At 62.9% G+C, this 14,302-nt stretch carries 10 protein-coding genes; 4 read left to right on the top strand and 6 right to left on the bottom strand.

The window, feature by feature from the left end; genetic code table 11:
- Positions 1-27 precede the first annotated feature (27 nt).
- Complete coding sequence (gene tam / locus C4J89_RS23640) at positions 28-789, top strand: trans-aconitate 2-methyltransferase (RefSeq protein ID WP_124415710.1); 762 nt, start codon at positions 28-30, stop codon at positions 787-789.
- Between the two features lie 16 nt (positions 790-805).
- Here tam and C4J89_RS23635 read toward each other — a convergent pair whose 3' ends face one another.
- Complete coding sequence (locus tag C4J89_RS23635; RefSeq protein WP_124415709.1) at positions 806-1,369, bottom strand: cysteine hydrolase family protein; 564 nt, start codon at positions 1,367-1,369, stop codon at positions 806-808.
- A gap of 249 nt (positions 1,370-1,618) precedes the next feature.
- On the opposite strand from C4J89_RS23635, the gene C4J89_RS23630 reads away from it, so the two are divergent.
- Both C4J89_RS23630 and C4J89_RS23625 read left to right on the top strand, forming a co-directional pair.
- Positions 1,619-2,728 (top strand): DUF3182 family protein, encoded by a 1,110-nt coding sequence (locus tag C4J89_RS23630; RefSeq protein ID WP_124415708.1) that lies wholly within the window; start codon positions 1,619-1,621, stop codon positions 2,726-2,728.
- The gene (locus tag C4J89_RS23625; protein WP_124364607.1) at positions 2,718-3,473 is read left to right on the top strand and encodes a S9 family peptidase; all 756 of its coding nucleotides are present in this window, start codon (positions 2,718-2,720) and stop codon (positions 3,471-3,473) included. The genes C4J89_RS23630 and C4J89_RS23625 overlap by 11 nt, the downstream gene beginning before the upstream one ends.
- A gap of 152 nt (positions 3,474-3,625) precedes the next feature.
- On the opposite strand, the gene C4J89_RS23620 is transcribed toward C4J89_RS23625, so the two are convergent.
- From C4J89_RS23620 to C4J89_RS23605, 4 genes are read right to left on the bottom strand one after another with little or no spacing between them, the layout of a single operon-like run.
- Positions 3,626-4,579, bottom strand: coding sequence for a lysylphosphatidylglycerol synthase domain-containing protein (locus C4J89_RS23620; RefSeq protein WP_124364606.1), 954 nt, complete (start codon positions 4,577-4,579; stop codon positions 3,626-3,628).
- Positions 4,569-5,831 (bottom strand): cardiolipin synthase ClsB, encoded by a 1,263-nt coding sequence (gene clsB / locus C4J89_RS23615; RefSeq protein WP_124415707.1) that lies wholly within the window; start codon positions 5,829-5,831, stop codon positions 4,569-4,571. The genes C4J89_RS23620 and clsB overlap by 11 nt, the downstream gene beginning before the upstream one ends.
- The gene (locus tag C4J89_RS23610; RefSeq protein ID WP_124415706.1) at positions 5,828-6,604 is read right to left on the bottom strand and encodes an endonuclease/exonuclease/phosphatase family protein; all 777 of its coding nucleotides are present in this window, start codon (positions 6,602-6,604) and stop codon (positions 5,828-5,830) included. The genes clsB and C4J89_RS23610 overlap by 4 nt, the downstream gene beginning before the upstream one ends.
- Entirely contained in the window at positions 6,601-7,527 is a 927-nt protein-coding gene (locus C4J89_RS23605) for a DUF72 domain-containing protein (RefSeq protein ID WP_124415705.1), read from the bottom strand. The genes C4J89_RS23610 and C4J89_RS23605 overlap by 4 nt, the downstream gene beginning before the upstream one ends.
- 187 nt (positions 7,528-7,714) lie before the next feature.
- Between C4J89_RS23605 and C4J89_RS23600 the strand changes: the two genes are divergently transcribed.
- A complete protein-coding gene (locus C4J89_RS23600) occupies positions 7,715-9,805 on the top strand; it encodes a mechanosensitive ion channel family protein (RefSeq protein ID WP_124415704.1) in 2,091 nt (696 codons plus the stop codon).
- 106 nt (positions 9,806-9,911) lie between these two features.
- Here the strand turns inward: C4J89_RS23600 and C4J89_RS23595 are convergent, their stop codons facing one another.
- The gene (locus tag C4J89_RS23595; protein WP_124415703.1) at positions 9,912-14,159 is read right to left on the bottom strand and encodes a DEAD/DEAH box helicase; all 4,248 of its coding nucleotides are present in this window, start codon (positions 14,157-14,159) and stop codon (positions 9,912-9,914) included.
- Positions 14,160-14,302: the final 143 nt, after the last annotated feature.

Genomic DNA, 14,302 nt, shown 5'->3' with positions numbered 1-14,302 from the left:
CTTAACCGCCAACGAAGGAGAACTGTGATGACCTGGTCCGCCAAGCAATACACGATGTTCGAGCAGCAACGCACGCGCCCCGTCCGCGACCTGGTGGCGGCGATTCCCAATACCGACGTGGGCACAGCCGTCGATTTGGGCTGTGGCCCCGGCAATTCTACCCAGGTGCTGGCCGAGCGCTTTCCCCATGCGCACATCACCGGCATGGACAGCTCCGACGACATGTTGATCGACGCGCGCAAACGCTTGCCGACGCTCAGCTTCGAATTGGCGGATATCGGCGCCTGGAGTCCGGCGCAGCAGTTCGACGTGATTCTCGCCAACGCGTCCCTGCAATGGTTGCCGGACCACGCCACGCTGTACCCGCACTTGGTGCACCAACTGACCCCCGGCGGCACGCTGGCGATACAGACGCCGGACAACCTCGACGAGCCTGCCCACCGGCTCGCCCGCGAAGTCGCGACGCAGGGGCCATGGGCTGCAAAGATCGGCGCGGTCAAGCATAACCAGCGGCATTCGGCGAGCTATTACTACGAGCTGCTGAGTCGGTACTGCACTACCGTCGATGTATGGCGCACCACCTACCAACACCCGCTGGCAGACCACGCGGCCGTGGTGGAGTGGTTCAAGGCTTCAGCGCTGCGACCCTTCCTGGCCCCCCTGAACGATGGCGAACAAGCCGCGTTCCTGCAGGAGTACCAGGCGCAGATTAGCCAGGCTTACCCAGCCCTGAGCGACGGCACCGTGTTGCTGCCATTCCCGCGCCTGTTCATCATCGCCACGCGCTAAGGTTACTCAGCGGCGGTCAAGCCACCGCCGCTTGGGCCTTCAGATAGTCATTTGTCGACACCACGCCCGCATACCCGAAGGCCAGCGACGCCATGTATGCGCCATGCACCTGGGCGGCGGGAATCACCTGCCCATTGAATTCCTGGTCGCGGGTCGCGCACGCATCGTGGATCACCGTGACCTTGTAGCCCAAGTCCGCTGCTGCCCGCGCCACCGCATCAATGCACATATGGCTCATGCTGCCGACCACAACCACGTCGGTGATGCTGCGCTGTTCCAGTAACTCGCGCAGGTTGGTCTGGCGAAAAGCATTCACAAAATGCTTGAGCACCACCGGCTCATTGCCCTGGTTCAGCACTTTGGCATGCAGATGAGCACCTTCTGAGCCCGGCGTGAAGAACGGCGCGTCATCGCCTTCGAACTCGTGACGAACGTGAATCACGGTATCCCCGGCCTGACGAAAGGCCTGCAGCACTCGCGCAGCGTTGTCTGCGGCGGCCTCCACACCATCAAGCGGCCACTTGCCTTGGGGGAAGTAGTCGTTCTGGATATCGATCAGGATGAGTGCTTGCTTGGCCATGTGGATTGCCTCGTGATGGGTTGATAGGCCCAGTATCTTAGCTGGCGCCGTCGCCGGATATCGGGTGCGATTTATGTGAATCGTGCAGAACGCCGCGTACCCGCAGCAGCGTCGTGCAGAATGACGCAGGCTAACTGCTATTGCGTTTGCTCCAACTGATTGATTTTCAAATGATCGTCCTCAGCCAGATATTGGCCTGATCCCTGCTACGCTTCCCCTACACACATGGCCGAATGCCAAGGGGGATGCATGACCCCAATTTCACCGGAAAAATGGGTAGTCGCTCACTCGACACGCGCTGGCGCACCCCAGCATGAAGTCGATACCAATCGCGCCCTGGCGCGCTGGTTGGCGCAGATACTGGGGCTCAAGTTCGGCGGCAGCTACGATCCACAGCAGCACGCTGGCCGCGACCTGTACCTGCTTCCCACACAAACTCTGGTGGGGGCGGCCCAGGCCCGCGCACTCAATATCAAAGGCCCGCAAGACCTGTGGGGCGGTTATGTCGATCACGGGTTCATCTGCACCAAAGCCATCAGTCATGGACTGTTGAGCCCTGAAGCCAAGGCGCCGGAGGGCTGGTCACCGTTGTTCAGTGAACGGGTGCGCGACGTGGTGCTCGATGGCTTGAGTGTCTTCGCTATGGAGGATGCACGGCCCGCCGCCACGCGCTTGCTCTACAGCGGGCCGATTCGCTTTAAACCGGTGAACGCCTGCGCTGGGCGCGGCCAGCAAGTCATTCGCAGCCTCGACGAATTCGACGCCCTATTAGCGCGTCCCGAAGCGGCGGGGATATTCGACGACGGCGTGGTGCTGGAACAAGACCTGCACGACGTGGTCACTCACAGTGTAGGCCAGAGCTTTATTGGCGATCAGGTGCTGAGCTACTGCGGCGAGCAATACCTGACCCGGGACGGGCAGGGCGAGGACGTTTATGGCGGCTCCCAACTGCTGGTGGTGCCCGGTGGCTATGATGATTTACTCACGCTGGACCTGCCCGACGATGTGCGTGAAGCCGTCAGGCAAGCGCAGGTCTTCGACAGAGCTGCCGACGAAGCCTACCCAGGCTTCTATGCCTCGCGGCGCAACTACGACATCGCCCAGGGCCTGGACAGCGACGGCCAGCGCCGCAGTGGCGTGCTCGAGCAATCCTGGCGCATGGGCGGGGCCAGCAGCGCGGAAGTCGCGGCGCTGCAGAGCTTTATCAACAACCCGAGCCTTACGGCCATCCGTGTGGCCTCGGTGGAAACCTACGTGGACCAGGCGCTGCCGGCGGATGCCATCGAGGTGTACCGAGGCCCGGCTGAAAACAGCGACTTTCTACTCAAATACGTGACGGTTGAGGCTTATGACGGCTAGAAGCGAGAGCATTGCGATCGATATAGACGACGAACAGATGAGTGGGACCTTCCTGAGCCCCAAATCCAAAGTGCCGGGCGTTTTGTTCGTGCATGGCTGGGGCGGGAGCCAGGAGCGCGACCTGGAACGGGCCAAAGGCATCGCGGGGCTCGGTTGCGTGTGTCTGACCTTCGACCTGCGCGGCCACGCCGGCACCGGGATCCCGCTGTCCCGCGTGACCCGTGAAGATAACCTGCGCGACCTGCTGGCCGCCTATGACCGCCTGCTGTCCCACCCGGCGATCGACACTTCGGCGGTGGCCGTGGTGGGCACCAGCTACGGCGGCTACCTGGCCGCCATCCTCACCTCATTGCGCCCGGTGCGCTGGCTGGCGTTGCGTGTGCCAGCGCTGTACCGCGACCAGGAATGGCTCAAGCCCAAGCGTGACCTGGACAAAGCCGACCTGATGGACTACCGCAGCACCCTGGTGCGTGCCGAAACCAATCGCGCCTTGCACGCCTGCGCGCAATTTACCGGCGATGTACTGATTGTCGAATCGGAAACCGACGACCACGTGCCCCACGCCACCATCATGAGTTACCGCGCGGCGTGCCAGCAGACCCATTCCCTGACCCACCGCATCATCGACGGCGCCGACCATTCATTGAGCGACCCAGTGTCACAACAGGCCTACACCTCGATCCTGGTGGACTGGATCACCGAGATGGTGGTGGGCGAACGGTTGAGCATCATTCAGTCGCAATAAGCCAGTGACCTAGATCGTTCCCATGCTCTGCGTGGGGATGCCTCCCGGGACGCTCCGCGTCAAGCCAAGCTAATGCGCACGGGTGACGCAGAGCGTCCCGGGCTGCATGCCCACGCGGAGCGTGGGGACGATCAGTCTGTTTCAACTTCGTATCAGGCCGTCTTCTTGACCCGCAACGCCTTGGCCTTAGCTTCCACACCCAAATACATCACCAGTGCGATCAGCAGCGGGCAAATAAAATAGATCGCCCGATAAGCAATCAACCCGGCCAGCAAACTCCCGCGTGACGCTTCATGCTGCAGCAGGCCGATAAAAACCGCTTCGAGCACGCCAAGCCCCGCCGGAATATGCGTAAGCACCCCGGCAATCGCGCTGATCAGCAGCACCCCCAGCACCAGCGGATAATCCAGTTTCGACGGCAGCAGTGTGAAAATCACCGCCGCCATCAGCGCCCAGTTCAACGCGCCCAGCATCAATTGCAAACACGCCATGCGCAGCGACGGCAGGTTGATTTCCATGCCGCGAATCGTCCATGCGCGTTTTTTCGAAAACCGGCAGGCGGCCAGGTAGCCCAGGCTGGCCAGTACCAGCAGCGCGCCGATGCCTTGCAGTGCCGTGGTGCTGACCTTCCAGCCCGGCGGCATGGTGACCAGGCCGCTGCTGAAAATCACCCCCGAGATCGCCATATAGCCGAACCAGTTGGTCGCCAGGCTCAGCCCCAGGATCTTGGCGATGTTGCTGGTGCTCACCCCCAGGCGCGAGTACAGGCGATAACGCATCGCGATGCCGCCCACCCATGCACTCAGGTTGAGGTTGAACGCGTAGCTGATGATCCCCACCGGCAGGATCTGCTTCCAGCGCAACGGCTGGCGAATGTAGGTGCGGCCGATCAGGTCAAAGCAGGCGTAGACGATAAAGCTGCACACTGTCAGCGCGCTGGCGATCAGCAAGGTGCGCACTTTGAATTCGCTCAGGGTCTGCAGCACTTCGCTCCAGTCGATGCGCCGGGCAAGCAGGGTGAACAGCACGATCAGCAGCAGGAAGAACGCAATGGTCAGGGGTTTCTTCCAGCGCTGGAACCGTGAGCCTTTTTTTTCAGACGTCATGGGCCGGACTCTCGATGGGTTTTAAACGCGGCTTGTGCGCTGGCAGCCAGCCGGTCAGGACCGGGAAGTGGCGCATCACATGAAACACCAGGAAACCCACGGTCAGGCGCCACAACCACAGGCGGGGTTTACGTTTCTCCGGCATGGTCTGGCAGTGGTTTCTGGCGAGTGCTTCCAGGCTCTCGTACAACTGCTGATTGAAGGCCCGATCCCGAATCAGCACATTGGCTTCCAAATTCAGTGCCAGGCTCAACGGGTCCAGGTTGCTTGAGCCCACGGTGCTCCAGTCATCGTCCACCAAGGCGACCTTGCCGTGCAGCGGGCGCTGGCAGTATTCATGAATCACCACGCCATCCTTGAGCAGGTAGTCATAGAGCATGCGCGCCGCGAGCTTGGCGAGCAGCACATCCGGCTGGCCCTGCATGATCAGTTGGACGTGCACGCCACGGCGCGCGGCGTTGCGGATTTCGCGCAGCAGGCGGTAGCCGGGGAAGAAATACGCGTTGGCGATCACGGCGCGTGTACGGGCTTTGCTCAAGGCGTGGATATAGGCTTCTTCGATGTCATCGCGATGCTGCACGTTGTCGCGATAAATCAAGCGCACCAGGCCGTCTTCCTCAGACGTGGACCACGGCGCAGGGCGTTGCGGGCGCCGCCGCCAGCCACGCCGGGTGCGCACCTGACGACCACTTTGCGCCAGGGCGAAGTGGTGCAGGTCGGCCACCGCCGGGCCGACGATCTGCACCGCATAATCCTGCTTGGCTTCAGGGCCGAAGTCGCCCAGGTGGTCGGCGGAAAAGTTGATGCCGCCGATGAAAGCCACAGCGGCATCCACCACCACGATTTTGCGGTGCAGGCGGCGAAACCAGTTGGTGCGAATGCCCAGCGTTTTCGAGGCCGGATCGAACATCTGCACCGCCACCCCGGCCTCGGCCAGCTCGCGCAAAAACGAAACACTCAATTCGCCGCAACCAAAGCCATCAAGGCTGGCAACCACCTTTACCCCGCGCTGCGCCGCCTCGATCAAGATGTCTTTGAGCTCAAAGCCGACCTTGTCTTCGAAGAGGATAAACGTCTCCAGCAGAATCTCGCGCTGTGCCGCGCGCATGGCCTCGAACACCTTGGGGAAGTAGGCCTCGCCATTCTCCAGCAGTTCGATTTGATTGCCACTCTGCCAGCCGTAATCGAGGTCACGCGCCTTGGCGTCATCCGGCGGTTGATCGGTGGCGATATGTTCTACAGCAACGTTCATAGCTCAATCTCCACCGACAGCGGCACATGGTCCGAGAGGTGCGACCAGGGGCGCGTGGTCAGCACGCGGGGGTTATGCACAGTCAGATTGCGCACGTAAATGCGGTCCAGCGGCAACAGCGGCAGGCGCGCCGGAAACGTGCGCGCAGGTTTGCCCAGGGTTTCGGCGAAGACCTCCTTGAGGCCGCTCTGGCTGAGGTCGGCGCGCTGGCGCCAGTCGTTGAAATCGCCGGCGACCACCAGCGGCGCGTCAGCCGGAATCTCGCTGATGCGCTGCTCCAGCAAGCGCAATTGCTGCTGGCGATGCACCTCACGCAAGCCCAGGTGGATGCAGATCGCATGCACCTGCTGCCCGGTGCCCGGCAGGCGCAGGACGCAATGCAGCAGGCCACGGTTTTCGTGGCCGCTTTGGGAGATGTCGAGGTTGTCGTGACGGACGATCTGGAATTTCGACAGCAACGCGTTGCCGTGGTCGCCGTGGGGGTAGACCGCGTTGCGCCCGTAGGCGAACTGCGGCCAGATGCTGTCGGCGAGGAACTCGTACTGCGGCATTTTCGGCCAGTCGCTGTAGCGCTGGGGATGGCGCTCGTGGGTGCCGTGGATCTCCTGAAGGAACACTATGTCGGCGCCGACACTGCGCACCGCTTCGCGCAGTTCGGGCAGGATGAAGCGTCGATTCAAGGCGGTGAAGCCCTTGTGAATATTGACCGTCAGCACGGTAAAGCGCGTGATGGCAGTGGTGGGCGTGGTGGGGATCAACTCAGGCTGGGTCATGCCAGCACCCCCGGCTCGGGCAGTCGTCCGGGCTCCGTCAGCAGGTTGGTATCCAGCCCGAAGCGCTGCAGCAATTGGCGGGCATCGTACGGTGCGCGCACCTTGATGTCGTTGTCGAAAAAGCAGAATACGTCGCGCTGTTTGCGGGCGCGTGGCTTGTGTTTCGGGTCGATCAGATGCGCATCCGCAGGCTGTTTGCCGTGACGCCAGCGCTCGATGCGGTCGCCCCAGCGCTTGAGGGCTTCGTCGGTATAGCCGCTGGCGTACAACTGTTTGTCGCCATGCAAGCGCAGGTACATGAAGTTGGCGGTAACGTCTTCGGCATACGGCCACTTGCCGGCGGTGTCCGCCACCACCAGGGCCACGCCGTACTTATCCAACAGCTGCACGAATTCAGGCACCGCAAAGCTTGCGTGACGAATTTCCACGGCATGGCGCATGGGCCGCTTGCCGTAGGCCTTCATGCTCGTCTTGCCATTCAGGCGCGGCTCATGCTGATGGGCGAGGGCGGCCGCCTGCTGGGTGTCGGTGGGCAGTTCGGCGAGGAAGACTTCGAACAGGGGCGGGTCGAACTTGAAGCTGGGCGGGAACTGCCAAAGGATCGGCCCAAGCTTTTCTTTCAACTCCAGCACCCCGGAGGCGAAGAAATTCGCCATGGGCTTGTGCACATCCCGCAGGCGCAGGATGTGCGTGATATAGCGTGGGGCCTTGACGCTGAACAGGAAGCCTTCAGGCGTGTCGGCATACCACTCCGCGTAGCGCTTGGGCGTTTGCAGCGCATAGAACGAACCGTTGATTTCGATGCCGTTGACGGCGCGTGACGCAAACTGCAACTCGCGTTTCTGGGTCAAGCCTTCGGGGTAGAAATCGCCCCGCCAGGGCGTGTAGCGCCAGCCGGAAATGCCGATATGAATCGCCGCCATGCTTACTCCCATTGAGGTAGGGTCGATTGCCCTGCGTGTTGGGATGACTGTGAATTTTGACCGAAAGTTTCCACATTCCTACAAACGGTCGAGCGTCCGAAGGTAGGAAACAGGTGGCTGAATCAGGGGAACGATCACGGCTCAAACCCGTCAGTTCCTAACAGACCCTCTGAAGGAGCCCGGTGTTTTGCTGAATTTCAAGACTGCATTACTGCTCGGCGCGCTGCTGTTCTGCGGCAATGGCGCACTGTATGCCGCGGCCACCGCGCCTGAGCCCGAAGCCCCGGCCAAGCCGGAATTGCTGGTGGAAGGCGGCCTGCTGGGGGCCATCAGCTCCAGCATCGATGATGTGCAGCAGAAGCTGGACCTCAACCAGAATTTCATCGACGAATGGCGCCTGCGCGCCGACCGCGCCGCCAACGAAGTAGGGCGGCTGGTCAACCAGACGGCCGCGCGCTCGCCGTGGAGCGTGGCCGGGGATTTCCTGTTGCTTTCGGCGGTGTGGATCGGCGCCTTTGCGCTGTTGACTCTGCTGGGGCGCCTGATCGTCCGGCGCTTGAGCCAGCGGGTGTTTTTCCAGCGCCGGGCGCGCCTGCTGGCGGTGCTGGGGTACGTGGTGCCTTACACCATCCCGGCGGTTATCTGCCTGCCGTTGACGCTGTCTGTCAGCCACTTTCTAGTCAACTCCGTGGGCCGGGCGCTGGCGCTGTGTTTTGCCTATGCCACCAGTAGCGGCATCTTTTCCACCTCAATGCTGCTGTGCGTCATTGTCATGTTCAACCTCGGCCACAAGCGCCCGGCGGTGCAGATCATTCGCGACTACTGCCCCAAACCGCTGTTTCTGATCGGCTTTCTCGCGGCCCTCAGCGATGCACTGACCAGCCCGCAGATCGCCCGCCAGTTCGGCGGCAATATCACCAGCAGCATCGCAGTGTTTACCGGCCTGTTCGCCACGCTGATCTTCGGCGTGCTGGTGGTGCGCCTGCGGCGTCCGGTGGCGCATCTGATTCGTAATCGGCCGCTGGCCCAGCGCCTCAAGCACCCGGCGTTGCAACAGTCATTGCGAGTATTTTCCGGGCTTTGGTATTGGCCGATTCTGCTGATGGTGCTGGTGTCGGCGATCAACCTGATCGGTGCCGGCGACGACAACCAAAAAGCTCTGCGCTGTGCCTTGTTCACCACGATCCTGCTGATCGGCACTGTATTCCTCAGCACCGTGCTGCAACACTTGTTCAAGTCGCGCAGCCAAGTGGCGATCCAGCGCAGCAGCGCCTACAAGGAGCGCTTTCTCAGCCTGTTGCACGCGATATTGCGCATCGTCATGGCCATCGCCTTTATCGAAATCCTCGGGCGGATCTGGGGCGTGTCGTTGTTCGAGTTTGCCCAGCGCAACTCGGTGGGCCGAGCGATCAGCGATTCCCTCAGCAGCATCGGCCTGATCCTGCTGATGACCTGGCTGTTCTGGGTGGTGCTCGATACCGCGATTCAGGAAGCGCTCAAACCCCCGGTGAACAAGCGCTCCAGCCGCCAGCCCAGCACCCGCGTGAAAACCATCCTGCCGCTGCTGCGTAACGCGGTGAAGATTATTCTCGTGGTGATTTGTGCGATCACCACCATGGCCAACCTGGGCATCAACGTCGCGCCGCTGCTGGCGGGTGCCGGTGTGGTCGGCCTGGCCATCGGTTTCGGTTCGCAGCAATTGGTGCAGGACGTGATCACCGGCCTGTTCATTATCATCGAAGACACCCTGTCGATCGGCGACTGGGTGGTGCTCGACTCCGGCCATGCCGGCACCGTCGAGGGCCTGACCATCCGCACCCTGCGCCTGCGCGACGGCAAGGGCTTCGTGCACTCGGTGCCGTTCGGGCAGATCAAGGCCGTCACCAACCAGTCGCGGCAGTTCGCTTATGCGTTCTTCTCGGTGCAGTTCACCTACGACACCGACGTGGACAAAGCCGTGGAGCTGATCCGCGAGGCCGGGCAGTCGATCCGCGACGATGTGTTCCTCAAGTACAACCTGCAAGGGCCGCTGGAGGTGTTTGGGGTCGACAAGATGGACCTTAACGGCGTGGTGCTGACAGCGCAGTTCCGTACCGTGTCAGGTGGGCAATATGCGGTGAGCCGTGCGTTTAACCAGCGTCTGAAAAAGCTTGTGGATAACTGCGATGAGGTGCATTTCGCGCAAACTTATCCACAGCAGGTGTTGTTGCCCAAGCGCACTGCCCAGGTGGATGAGCCGGAGGCGGTGATGTTGACCGAGCAGCCTCGCTCACAGTGATGGTGTGGCTGAGCTGACGCCATCGGGGGCAAGCCCCCTCCCACACTTGATTGGGTTCACAGATCAAAATGTGGGAGGGGGCTTGCCCCCGATGAGGCCCTCAAACTCAATGCCTGATCAACTTCTCCTGCACCGCCTGCTGATCCACCTCCGACAAAATCTGCTGCTTACCGCCCACCATCACCGCCGCCGGCACCCCATCCCGATACACAATCCGATTGCCACTCACCGCCGGCACCTTATTGCCTGGTAACAGCGTACCCACCAGATTCAACGGATCCGCCCCGCACACGGCAATCAAGCTACCGTCGTGAGGGCGCCGCCTTACTTCGCGCAGCAACGGGATAGCCTCCGGCAATGCAAACTGCTCACCCGCCAACCCGCTGACAAACCGCCCGCCGCGAATTTCGCCCCGGGCCTCCAGCCGATGGAAAGTGCGCAGCAATTCGCGCCAGCTCGGCAGCCAGTCCGCCTCGCGCTCCAGCAAGCGCCAGAACACCACGCCATAGCGGCGCAGCAGGGTCATTGCCACATGCTCCAGCGTCTCGGCCGAATGCGCACCGGCGTCGCTCGGCGCGCGGCGAATCAGGGCCCAGCGCCCGGCGTCGTCCATGCCGCCGATAAAGGCGCCGCGCCCACGCCGGCTGCTGCGTGCCTGGCGTTTGCTGGCGGGTGTGGTCAGGGCGCGCAGCCCGGCGAAGCTGTCGGCATTGACCAAGCCTGCGCCGACCAACTCCTGCAACGCGGTTTCCAGCTCGCTGCGCAGCAGATGGGCTTCGTGCGCCAGCTCATCGAAAAACAATGCGCCCTGTTCGCGCAGGGCCAAATGGACTTTTTGCGCCTTGGGCGACAACGTCGTGCTGTCCGTCTGTTCGGTCAGCCCGCTCCACAGCGGCACCTGGCTGCGCGGCAACAGCACGATCGGCGTGCTGCGCAAGGCCATGGCGCCGGCCTTGTGGCTCAGGCGCGTCCACACCAGTTTACCGCTGCGGCACAAGTCGTCGAGCCAGGTTGACGAGTAGTCCTTGATCCGCGCGCTGAGCAGGTCGCTGTCCCACGCCGAGGTGGCGGCGGCATAGCCTTCGAACTGGCCGACGATTTGCGGCAACACCGCGCTGCCTTGGCCACGCGCGTGGTCGGACAGGTGCTGCCAGTCGAACAGAAAACGCATGAAATCCTGCAGCGCCACCGGTTCGATTTCCCGGCGCAGGCGCTTGACCGTGTAGCGATGAATACGCGCCAGCAGGTGCCGTTCGCACCATTGCTCCTCAACGGCGCCGGGGCTGAAGTGCCCGCGCAGCACATAGCCTTCCTGCTCCAGCCGCGCCAATGCCTGGGCCACGGTGGCGGCGGGCAACGCCAGCGGCGCGGCAATCTCGGGCAGCGTCAACGGGCCGAAACCGCCCAGGCGGGCGCGCAGCACTTCCACCAAAGCCTCATCGAATGTCCACGGTTCATCGAAACCGGGCAGCAGCGCCAGTGTGTGCGGGTAAATCGCCTGCAAACAGCTCAAGCGTTCCACGGCCACCCACAGGCCGTTGGGCAGCGGGTAAGCGCGTCCGGCCTCGGTCAAGGTGTGCAACCACTCGGCCCATTGCGGCGTGACCTCCTGGCTTGCAATGCAGGCCAGGCTCATCAGCGCTTCGTGCATTTCATCCGGCCCCTGGGGCGCCGGCCAGGCCTCTTCGCGTACGCCGGCGATGGCCTCGGCATCCAGTGCGCCGAGGTCGTCGGTACTTTGCGGGTCGCTCCAGCGGCGGTTGAGCACGGCCTGGGTTCGACGCTCTTCCAAGGGCGCGTCATCGAGAAAGGTGTAGGGGCGCGCGCTGAGAATCTCGGCGGCCATCGGCGAGGGCGCGGGCAGGTCGCGGCTGACCATGCGAATGTCGCCCGCTTCCATGCGCCGCAGCAGGGCCAGCCAGCCATCGCTGTCCATGGCTTCGTGCAGGCAGTCGTCGAGGGTTTGTTCCACCAGCGGATGGTCGGGCACTTCGCGTTCGCCGGCGAGGTTTTCCAGGCAGGCAATCTGGTCGGGAAACACACTGGCGATCAGGTCTTCGCTTTTCATGCGCTGGATCTGCGGCGCCACCTTGCGCCCGCCGGTATAGCGCGGCAACGCCAGCGCCACGCCGGCGTTCCAGCGCCAGCGCACGCCGAACAGCGGCGCATCCAGCACCGCCTGGATCAGCAGGTGTTCAGCGCTGTTGCTGTTGAGGTAACGCCACACTTCATCGAGGGCGAAGCTGTGACTGGTGGACAGCGACAGCACAATCGCATTTTCGCTGGCCGCCGCTTGCAGCTCGAAGTTGAAGGTGCGGCAGAAACGCTTGCGCAGGGCCAGGCCCCAGGCGCGGTTGATGCGGCTGCCAAAGGGCGTGTGGATGATCAACTGGGTGCCGCCGGACTCGTCGAAAAACCGCTCCATGATCAACGTGTCCTGGGACGGCAACGCGCTGAGGGCCAGGCGTGCGCGGGCCAGGTAATCCAGTATTTGTTCGGCGCTGGCGCGGTTCAAACCCAGCGTATCAGTGAGCCAGGCCTGCGCCGGGAGCAGGTCGCCGGGGCTGGCGCTGAGCAGCTGATCCAGCTGTCCCTGCAAACGGGCCACCGCCGCCGACAACTCATTGCTGCGCCCTGGCGCTTCACCCAGCCAGAACGGAATGGTCGGTGGCTGGCCATGGGCGTCCTCGACCCGCACCTTGCCGGCTTCTACCCGCAGGATGCGGTACGACGTATTGCCCAGCTGGAAGATATCGCCAGCGATGCTTTCCACCGCGAAGTCTTCGTTGACGCTGCCGATGTTCAGGCTCTGGGGCTCCAGCAGCACGCTGTAGTCGGCGTTGTCGGGAATGGTGCCGCCGCTGGTCACCGCCGTGAGCCGGGCACCACGGCGGCCGCGCAGGGTATGGGTCACGGCGTCACGGTGCAGATAGGCGCTGCGGATACCCTGGCGCCCGTTGTAGCCATCGGCAAGCATGTGCAACAGCGCCTGGTAGTGGTGCTCATCCAGCTCGGCATACGGCGCGGCGCGGCGAATAAGCCTCAGCAGGGCCGCCTCCGACCATTCGCGGGCACTGACCTCGGCGATGATCTGCTGGGCCAGCACGTCCAACGGCGCCACAGGAATGTGCAAGGTGTCGAGTTCGCCAAGGCGTACGCAATCGAGGAGGGCGGCGCATTCGATCAGGTCGTCGCGGGTAGTGGCAAACAGGCGGCCCTTGGGCGTGCCGCCGACCTGATGCCCGGAGCGACCGACCCGTTGCAGAAAACCGTTGATGGAGCCGGGCGAGCCGATCTGGCAGACCAGGTCCACATCGCCGATATCAATCCCCAGTTCCAGGGACGCGGTGGCGATCAGCACTTGCAGCTCACCGGCCTTGAGACGTTGCTCGGCGTCCAGGCGCATTTCCTTGGCCAGGCTGCCATGGTGGGCGGCCACGGCCGTTTTGCCCAGGCGCTCGCTCAGGTGCCGCGCCAGGCGTTCGGCCAGGCGTCGCGTGTTGACGAATATCAGGGTGGTGCGGTGTTCACGGGCCAGTTCGGCGAGGCGGTTATAGACCAGTTCCCACACATCATTAGCCATCACTGCCGAGAGCGGCACCGGTGGCACTTCGATATCCAGGTCGCGCGGGCGGGCGTGGCCGATGTCGACGATGGCGCATTCGCGCCCGGTGCCGACCAAAAACCGCGAGACCGCTTCGATGGGCTTTTGCGTGGCCGACAGGCCGATGCGCGTCAGCGGCTCGGCGCACAACGCTTGCAGGCGCTCCAGGCTCAGCGCCAGGTGACTGCCCCGCTTGCCGGCGGCAATCGCATGGATTTCATCAACGATCACCGTGCGCGTGCTGGCGAGCATCTGCCTGCCCGAGTCCGAACCGAGCAGCACGTAGAGCGATTCCGGGGTGGTGACCAGGATATGCGGCGCGCGCTTGCGCATCTGGGCGCGGTCTTTTTGCGGGGTGTCGCCGGTGCGCACTGCGGTGCGGATCACCAACGGCGGCAGGCCTTGTTTCTCGAGGTGCTCGGTGATGCCTGCCAGTGGGTTTTGCAGATTGATCTGAATATCGTTGGAGAGTGCCTTGAGGGGCGAAACGTAGACCACCAGGGTTTCATCGGGCAATTGGCCGCCATTGGCCAGACCCTGGTGGACCAGGTCGTCCAGCACCGCGAGAAAGGCGGTCAGGGTCTTGCCCGAACCGGTCGGCGCGGCGATCAGCGTCGAGCGGCGCTGTCGGATCAGCGGCCACGCCTGGGCCTGCGCGCCCGTCACCGAGGGGAAGGTACTGCGGAACCAGGTACTGACGGCGGGGTGGAAGCCGTCCAGTGCCTTGTCCGTTGATTCGGGAAAGTTCATGTAGTGATTGATGCCACCTGCTCCAACAAGTTGCAAACACCTACTTTGTCCGTGACGGTTGCGCTACAAACCCGCAAAATGCAACGATTCTGGAATAAACCTACGGCAAGGCTCACGCGCCTGCCGACACAACCATCGTTCCA

Source organism: Pseudomonas sp. R4-35-07, assembly GCF_003852235.1.
GTDB lineage: Bacteria > Pseudomonadota > Gammaproteobacteria > Pseudomonadales > Pseudomonadaceae > Aquipseudomonas.
This window is presented reverse-complemented; position numbering and strand designations above follow the sequence as displayed.